Here is a 7917-nt window from a genome sequence, read left to right as displayed (position 1 = left end):
TATCAAGGTGCTAATATGGTGATTAAAGGTCTACAAGGAATGGCTGGAGCAACTGTTATGAGTGGTGGAGCTCTTGCACCTGGAGCTGGAGCAATTGCAGGAGCCAGTGCCACAGTCGGAGCTGGAGCACTGGCTCACGGTGGGCTTGTGTTTAGTAACACGATTCAGAATGGCATGGATAACATTCAGCAAATGCAAAGTTCTAAAATAAAAGATCAAAGTGATTTTAAAAAATCTATTGAAGATGGGAAACCTACAAAGAAACATACAACAGAAATGGGAACAAAAGAAAAAAATTCTTTAGACCCACGTGGAGAACCCAATTCATCTATTGATTTATTGAACCCAGATGGTAGTGTAAAACAAAGAAGATATTATGATGAGAATGGAAAAGTTTTAGAAGATATTGACTATAATCATACTGATAACGGTACTCACACTTTCCCACATCGACACAAATGGGATTGGAAAAAATCTCCACCTAGACAATCTGAATCTGACTATTAAGAAAAAGTGAGGAAAAAAAATGATATCTGTTCATGATAATGAAATTACATCCTATGAGGTAAATCTGAAAAAAAAGTATATTAAAATGTTCACTCAATCATCCGATAACACGGAAACAAATCTTATTTTTAATAATGTATTTGCACATTACTTTGAATCTGAATTGTTAGGCAGTGTGATTCTTGATGTTTTTGAAGAAACTTTAGAAAATTTTATTGAGTATAACGAAAGTTTGTTAAATAAAATGAAAAATTCTGGATGGCCAATTATGTACGATACAGTTGAAGAACTTTTAAATGAATTGAAATCTAAAAACTATAATTACTACATCGTCTCATCGTCTTATGGTTTAAACGGTTGGATATTAGCTCAAAATTTAAATGTTCAAAATCAACTAATTGAATAATTAGTTATTTAATTAAGAAAATATTTGCTGATTTTCACAAGAAACGCCTGTCCCTAAATATTGATTTATCAACGTTCGTGAACTAGACCAATTGATTTTCACAATCTTTGGTTGGGAATCGGTTGGGGGACGGGGGACTTGGGTTAATTGGGATTATGTAAAGCACCTCCCAAAGAAGGTGCTTTTTTATTTTATGGCTAGATAGTTTTTAGAACAACACTAAAACTATATTCATTCTCAAAATTATTTTATCTAAAACAAAGGAACGCCTTCTAACTGAATTTAATCCCTCATTAAAAATTTTTTAGCCAAGTCTTTGAATCATCAATGTACAGCGCCCAACACTAATTTTCTTACCTGTATCGGTAGAAACAACCGCTTGCCACACATGAGTTTGCTTTCCAGTATGAATCGGTGTAGCGGTCACAATCAAGTGTCCTTTTTGGAAACTAGCCAAATGATTGAGGTTAAGCTCCAGCCCCACCGCGACTTCTTGAGTAGTATCTAAATAAGTATTTGCACCAATACTTGCAGCCGTTTCAATTAAAATACCAGATATGCCACCATGCATGAGACCAAATGGCTGTTGGTGCTGTTCTATAATTTCGAGAGTCAATTGAACTTCTTCTTGATTCGCCCTTTTAGTGACGATACCTAATGCTGTTAATAAATTCATGGTGAGTCTCCTTTTGTAAAAATGATTTGTCTTCATTATAATCAATTTTACGAAATTAAACGAATGAAAATCTAAAAAAACAATCATTTATCGTGTTTTTTCGTCAATAATCAGTTAAACTAGATAGGAAGATGTTATTAAAGGAAAAGGAAGTGTCACCAAATTATGGTAGAAAATTGGAAGACAATTAAAGAATATAGCGAAATATTATTCGAAAAAACAGATCATATTGCAAAAATCACAATCAATCGTCCACAAGTGCATAACGCATTTACCCCAAAAACAGTTTCTGAAATGATTGATGCCTTTACAATTAGTCGTGAAGATTCTGATATCGGCGTGATTATCTTAACAGGCGCAGGAGACAACGCCTTCTGTTCAGGCGGCGATCAAAGTGTTCGTGGAAATGGTGGCTACGTTGGCGAAGATGAAATTCCACGTCTAAATGTATTAGACCTACAACGCTTAATTCGTATTATTCCAAAACCAGTGGTTGCAATGGTTAAAGGCTGGTCAATCGGTGGTGGAAATGTTTTACAACTTGTTTGTGACTTAACCATCGCTGGAGACAACGCTAAGTTTGGACAAACAGGACCTAACGTTGGAAGTTTTGATGCAGGGTACGGTTCTGGCTATTTAGCACGCGTGATTGGACACAAAAAAGCGAAAGAAGTTTGGTTTATGTGTCGTCAATACACAGCAGACGAAGCATTGGAAATGGGCTGGATCAACACCGTTGTCCCTGTTGCTGAAGTTGAAAAAGAAACAATGGCATGGGCAAGAGAAATGTTGAAGAAGAGCCCAACGGCTTTACGTTTCATTAAAGCAGCAATGAATGCTGATACAGATGGATTAGCAGGAATTCAACAATTAGCAGGAGATGCTACGTTGTTGTATTATACTTCTGATGAAGCAAAAGAAGGTAAAAATTCATTCCTAGAAAAACGTGATCCTGATTTTGATCAATTCCCTAAATTCCCATAAATCGATTATCAGATAATAAAATAGGAAGCTGTTAGAAGATTCGAGTTGAATTTCTAGCAGTTTTCTTTTTTGAAAGGAGAAACAATGATGGAAAATTGGTTAACAAAGCGAGTCTTGTTATCCCCACATAAACCAGCCCTTGTCTTTGAGAATAAAACGCTGACTTTTAGCGAATTACAAAAAAACGTTTTGCAAACAGCGGGTAAATTAAAAACAGTAGGAATTGATAAAACAACGAAAATCGCTATTTTAGGTAAAAATAACGCTACCTTCTATGTCTTGATCTTAGCTTTACAACAATTAGGCGCGACAATTGTCTTTTTAAATAACCGATTAACTACTAGCGAACTGAGTTATCAAATAAAAGATGCAAAGTGCCAAATGACATTGTACGATTCAACTTACTCCGCTAAAATGAAAGATTTTCCAAAAGAACAAACCTATTCTTTTAGTCAAATAGAAACACTAATCCCAGCGGATTTTCAACCAGTTTTAACTTTTGAGTTAAATCAAGTAACGACAATTATGTACACCTCTGGTACAACAGGACGACCAAAAGGTGTTCAACAAACGTTTAACAATCATTGGTGGAGTGCAGTTGGATCAGCTTTAAATTTAGGTTTGTCAGACAAAGACAGTTGGTTGTGTGCAGTTCCCTTGTTTCATATCAGCGGATTTTCAATTATGATGAGAAGCTTGATTTACGGCATGCCAGTCTACTTAATGGAGCATTTTGAGGCGCCAACAATCAACCATTATTTAAAAAATGGCGAATGTACAATTATTTCTGTTGTGTCCGTCATGTTAAAACGGTTAGTGGCAGATTTAGAAGAGGCACAGTATCACCCTGATTTTAGATGCATGTTATTAGGAGGAGGCCCCATTGATCCCCAAACGCTTGAAACATGTGTCAAAAAAGAAATTCCAGTTATCCAATCGTACGGTATGACAGAAACAGCTTCTCAAGTCGTCGCGTTAAACAGCCAAGTGGCGACAGCGAAAATTGGTTCATCAGGTTTGCCACTTTTTCCAGTAGAATTGAAAATTAGTAAAGAGGGTGCTGAAATTTGTGCCCCTTATGAAAAAGGCGAAATTTACTTAAAAGCACCCAATATCACAATAGGTTATTTAAACCAACCAGAATTCCCCTTAGATTCATGGTTTAAAACAGGGGATATCGGTTATTTAGATGATGAAGGCTATCTTTTTGTAGTAGATCGTTTAAAGGACTTGATTATTTCAGGTGGCGAAAATATTTACCCTAGTGAAATCGAGCATTGTTTATTGGAACATCCAGCAATCAAAGAAGTCGTTGTGGTAGGGGAAGAAGATCAAATATGGGATCAAATTCCAGTTGCCTATCTTGTTTTTGAAAAAGATCAACTCGTTGATTTCACAAAAATTCAAGAATTTTGTCAGGAAAAACTCGCTTCCTATAAACTGCCAAAAAAATATTATGAATTATCTGAATTACCTCGCAATGCTGCGGGAAAAATAATGCGTCATCAATTGATAAAGAAGTAAGTTCAATAAAATCGAAAAAAATGAGCAATAAAAAAATTCCCAAGCCATTCCATTAAAGTATTGGAACAGCTTGGGAATTTGTATTTATTTAACAGTTACTTTAATTGGAAATAAGCCACAATCTGAGAGGCTGTTTCTGTAGGGGAAAGAAAAGTATTGTCTAATTTAAGAGAGTGCACATTGGGAAACAATTCATTCCACTCATTTTCATTGCTTACCATCCGATGCTCCTTCATATCCGCTAGCAACTCATTCTTCGAAAATTCAAGATTCCTTTTCGAAGGTTTTTCAAGAAGACGTTCTTCATGAACATTGCGTTTTAACCGCTCGTCTAAATCAGTAGTTAATTCAATAAAATAAACCGACTCCCCTTCATTTAAAAAGAGCGAGCTAATTTCGGTTAGAAAATCAATATCATCAGGTTGGTCAAATTGGATTAACACCGTAAAAATAATAGAATTTGTAGCATTGTTTCCTTTGTTTTTTACAAATGCTTTAAAAAGGTCTTTTCGCACATTAGAAGATAACGCAAACGTGTCGTTGGTATAACCTAAATAAGTAGCAAATAAATCAATCGTTTGATGATTGAATAATAATTTTGCCTCAATTTGTTTCTCTAATTCTTTTCCAACAGTCATTTTCCCGACAGCTTGAGCACCGATTAATACAATTAAAGACATCTACATCCCTTCTTTCTCGTGAATTTATATAGAAGATAGTATAACATAAAAATCAGTAATGAAGTGGTTTATAGAGCAGTGGAGTGAATATAATCATTTCTTTATGAAATTGTCAAGAATCTTTCATCAAAGCAATAAATAGTATTTTTTTAAGGATAATACACGTGATTTTAATGAGGTGTAATGCTATAATAATATCTGTTATTTGATAACGAGATACATAGATAAAAAGGAGAGAATTTAAAATGAAATACAGTATTGAAGGCGATACATTACCAGTTGTTATTTGTGACCTAGAACAAGGGGAGGTTATGGTCAGTGAGAATGGCGATCGTAGTTGGATATTAGGAGATATCGTAACGGAAACAACCACAGGTGGCGGAGCTAAAAAAATGCTAGGCAGAATGTTTTCAGGAGAAAGTCTATTTTTAAGTCGCTACAAAGCGAATTCAGCAGGTAAGATTGCCTTTGCTTCTTCCTTTCCAGGAAGTATTGTAGCAAAAGAATTAGGTGCTGGAGAAAGTATTGTTGCTCAGAAATCGGCCTTTCTTGCTTCAACAGAAGGCGTTGAATTAAGTGTATTCTTCCAGAAAAAAGTATCCTCAGGTTTATTTGGTGGCGAAGGTTTTGTCATGCAAAAAATCACTGGACCAGGAACAGTTTTTTTAGAAATTGATGGAAGTGCTATTCATTACGATCTTGCTCAAGGAGAGCGTTTAGTTTGTGATACAGGTTTAGTTGCAATGATGGATGAAAGCTGTTCATTAGACACTCAAACAGTTAAAGGAATCAAAAACATGGTTTTCGGTGGCGAAGGTCTATTTGACACAGTTGTTACTGGACCAGGACATGTGGTATTGCAAACAACAACAGTGGGGAATTTTGCTGCAATGCTACATCCATTTATGCCGGTCAAAAAATAAATAAAAATCTAAAAGTTGAACTTATCTCTAAAGGATAGGCTCAACTTTTTTTCTATTTAAACGCTTAATTCTAAAGGTTTCTTACAACTTATCCCCCTAAGTCAATGGAATTTATGTTATACTATCCAAGAATAGGAATTTTGACGAAAAATTTAAAAATCAATCAAGGAGGCACTTTACGTGACTGAAAAAAAACCTTTTTATATTACAACGCCCATCTATTATCCAAGTGGAAAATTGCATATTGGAAACTCCTACACAACCATTGCTTGTGACGTGATGGCACGCTATAAAAGAATGCAGGACTTCGATGTCTTTTATTTAACAGGCAGCGATGAACATGGCCAAAAAATTGAAAATAAAGCTGCAGAACTAGGAATCACACCACAACAATACGTGGACGATATGGCAGCAGATATGAAAAAAACATGGGAATTATTAGAAATTACCAACGATAAATTTATTCGTACAACCGATCCTGCTCACGAAAAGGCCGTTGCAGATATTTTTGAACGTTTCTTAGCACAAGGAGATATTTACTTAGATGAATATGTAGGTTGGTACTCTGTTTCAGATGAAGAATTCTTCACAGAAACGCAACTAGCTGAAGTGTATCGCGACGCTGATGGCAATGTAATCGGTGGGAAAGCGCCTAGTGGCCATGAAGTGGAACTGGTTAAAGAAGAGTCTTATTTCTTTAGAATGAGCAAATACGCTGATCGTTTATTAGCGTACTACGAAGCACATCCTGATTTTATCCAACCAGAATCACGCAAAAATGAAATGATCAATAACTTCATTAAGCCAGGCTTAGAAGACTTAGCTGTTTCACGCACAACTTTTTCATGGGGGGTAAAAGTACCAAGTAATCCAAAGCACGTTATTTACGTTTGGATTGACGCGTTAGCAAATTACATCACTGCACTAGGTTATGGCAGCGAGGACACAGAGTTGTTTGATAAATATTGGCCAGCTGATGTCCATATGGTTGGAAAAGAAATCGTTCGTTTCCATACAATCTATTGGCCAATTATGTTGATGGCACTAGAATTGCCATTACCAAAGAAAATTTTTGGACATGGTTGGTTGTTAATGAAAGATGGCAAAATGTCTAAATCCAAAGGAAACGTTGTTTATCCAGATATGCTAGTAGAACACTTTGGCTTAGATGCCTTACGTTATTATTTAATGCGTGAAGTATCATTTGGTAGCGATGGCGTATTTACACCAGAAGATTTTGTTTCTCGCGTGAACTATGACTTAGCTAACGACTTAGGCAACTTATTAAACCGTACAGTTGCAATGATTAATAAATATTGTGGTGGCAATGTGCCAACTTATCAAGGAGACGTGACAGCTTTTGACGCGTCCTTAAAAGCATTATCAGAAGAAGTGGTAACAAATTACCAAAAAGAAATGGACAATATGCAGTTTAGTACAGCTTTGAGCGAAGTATGGCGTTTAATTTCTCGTGCCAATAAATACATCGACGAAACTGAACCATGGAAATTAGTAAAAGACGAAACAAAACAAGCAGACTTAAACAGTGTCATGGTTCATTTAGCAGAGAGCCTACGTGTTGCTGCAACTTTACTCCAACCTTTCTTGACTCACGCACCAAAAGAAATCTTCACTCAATTAGGAGTGACGGGGGACGTTGCTGGCAGTTTTGAAATGGTTCAATTTGGTTCATTCCCAGCAGGAATTGAAGTTGTTGCCAAGGGAACACCAATTTTCCCTCGCTTAGATTTAGAAGAAGAAGTAGCCTACATTAAAGAGCAAATGTCAGGGAAAACTGCAACTGATCAAGACGAAGCGGAGGAAGATGAAAACATGTGGAATCCAGAAAATACAGAGTTAGTTTCAGCAAAAGACAAAGAAATCAAATACGAAGACTTTGATAAAGTGGAACTAAAAGTCGCAGAAGTAATTGACTGTCGTAAAGTTGAAGGGGCTGACAAGCTATTGAAATTCCGATTAGATGCTGGCGATAAGGATCACCGTCAAATTCTTTCAGGAGTTGCAGAATGGTATCCAAATCCAGAAGAATTAATTGGGAAAAAAGTGGTGATTGTAGCCAACCTCAAACCACGTAAAATGCGTGGCGAAATCAGCCAAGGAATGATTCTTTCAGCTGAAAAAGATGGGAAATTACAAGTGATTGAAGCACCTTTAGAAGCAGAAAATGGTTCAGAAGTAGCCTAATTTAAACAGAAG

At 36.2% G+C, this 7917-nt stretch carries 8 protein-coding genes; 6 read left to right on the top strand and 2 right to left on the bottom strand.

Annotated elements, in window-relative coordinates; all coding sequences use genetic code 11:
• Nucleotides 1-507, top strand: a 507-nt coding sequence (locus tag CDIMF43_RS13770) for a hypothetical protein (RefSeq protein ID WP_233218268.1), incomplete at its 5' end; no start/stop codon positions are given.
• A gap of 19 nt (nucleotides 508-526) precedes the next feature.
• Nucleotides 527-913 (top strand): HAD family hydrolase, encoded by a 387-nt coding sequence (locus CDIMF43_RS00900; protein WP_109840931.1) that lies wholly within the window; start codon nucleotides 527-529, stop codon nucleotides 911-913.
• Nucleotides 914-1217: 304 nt separating this feature from the next.
• Here the strand turns inward: CDIMF43_RS00900 and CDIMF43_RS00895 are convergent, their stop codons facing one another.
• Nucleotides 1218-1589 carry a PaaI family thioesterase gene (locus tag CDIMF43_RS00895; RefSeq protein ID WP_109840930.1) on the bottom strand — a complete coding sequence of 124 codons (372 nt, stop codon included), beginning with the start codon at nucleotides 1587-1589 and terminating at the stop codon, nucleotides 1218-1220.
• 165 nt (nucleotides 1590-1754) lie between these two features.
• Here CDIMF43_RS00895 and menB point away from each other — a divergent pair, with 165 nt between their 5' ends.
• Nucleotides 1755-2573 (top strand): 1,4-dihydroxy-2-naphthoyl-CoA synthase, encoded by an 819-nt coding sequence (gene menB / locus CDIMF43_RS00890; protein WP_034573186.1) that lies wholly within the window; start codon nucleotides 1755-1757, stop codon nucleotides 2571-2573.
• Nucleotides 2574-2660: 87 nt separating this feature from the next.
• On the top strand, nucleotides 2661-4097 hold the full coding sequence (locus CDIMF43_RS00885; RefSeq protein WP_109840929.1) for an o-succinylbenzoate--CoA ligase: 1437 nt from the start codon (nucleotides 2661-2663) through the stop codon (nucleotides 4095-4097).
• 95 nt (nucleotides 4098-4192) lie between these two features.
• Here CDIMF43_RS00885 and CDIMF43_RS00880 read toward each other — a convergent pair whose 3' ends face one another.
• The gene (locus CDIMF43_RS00880) at nucleotides 4193-4777 is read right to left on the bottom strand and encodes a DEAD/DEAH box helicase family protein (protein ID WP_074403455.1); all 585 of its coding nucleotides are present in this window, start codon (nucleotides 4775-4777) and stop codon (nucleotides 4193-4195) included.
• Between the two features lie 245 nt (nucleotides 4778-5022).
• Here CDIMF43_RS00880 and CDIMF43_RS00875 point away from each other — a divergent pair, with 245 nt between their 5' ends.
• Together CDIMF43_RS00875 and metG are read left to right on the top strand one after the other, a co-directional pair.
• Nucleotides 5023-5700, top strand: coding sequence for an AIM24 family protein (locus CDIMF43_RS00875; RefSeq protein WP_109840928.1), 678 nt, complete (start codon nucleotides 5023-5025; stop codon nucleotides 5698-5700).
• A gap of 180 nt (nucleotides 5701-5880) precedes the next feature.
• Entirely contained in the window at nucleotides 5881-7905 is a 2025-nt protein-coding gene (metG, locus tag CDIMF43_RS00870) for a methionine--tRNA ligase (RefSeq protein WP_109840927.1), read from the top strand.
• Nucleotides 7906-7917: the final 12 nt, after the last annotated feature.

Origin of the sequence: Carnobacterium divergens, from assembly GCF_900258435.1 — a bacterium.
Taxonomy (GTDB): Bacteria; Bacillota; Bacilli; order Lactobacillales; family Carnobacteriaceae; genus Carnobacterium; species Carnobacterium divergens_A.
This window is presented reverse-complemented; position numbering and strand designations above follow the sequence as displayed.

What these genes read in the sequence shown, in the direction of transcription:
- CDIMF43_RS00900 (WP_109840931.1), top strand. Translation starts at nt 527, where the DNA reads ATGATATCTGTTCATGATAATGAAATTACATCCTATGAGGTAAATCTG.
- CDIMF43_RS00895 (WP_109840930.1), bottom strand. Translation starts at nt 1,589, where the DNA reads ATGAATTTATTAACAGCATTAGGTATCGTCACTAAAAGGGCGAATCAA.
- menB (WP_034573186.1), top strand. Translation starts at nt 1,755, where the DNA reads ATGGTAGAAAATTGGAAGACAATTAAAGAATATAGCGAAATATTATTC.
- CDIMF43_RS00885 (WP_109840929.1), top strand. Translation starts at nt 2,661, where the DNA reads ATGGAAAATTGGTTAACAAAGCGAGTCTTGTTATCCCCACATAAACCA.
- CDIMF43_RS00880 (WP_074403455.1), bottom strand. Translation starts at nt 4,777, where the DNA reads ATGTCTTTAATTGTATTAATCGGTGCTCAAGCTGTCGGGAAAATGACT.
- CDIMF43_RS00875 (WP_109840928.1), top strand. Translation starts at nt 5,023, where the DNA reads ATGAAATACAGTATTGAAGGCGATACATTACCAGTTGTTATTTGTGAC.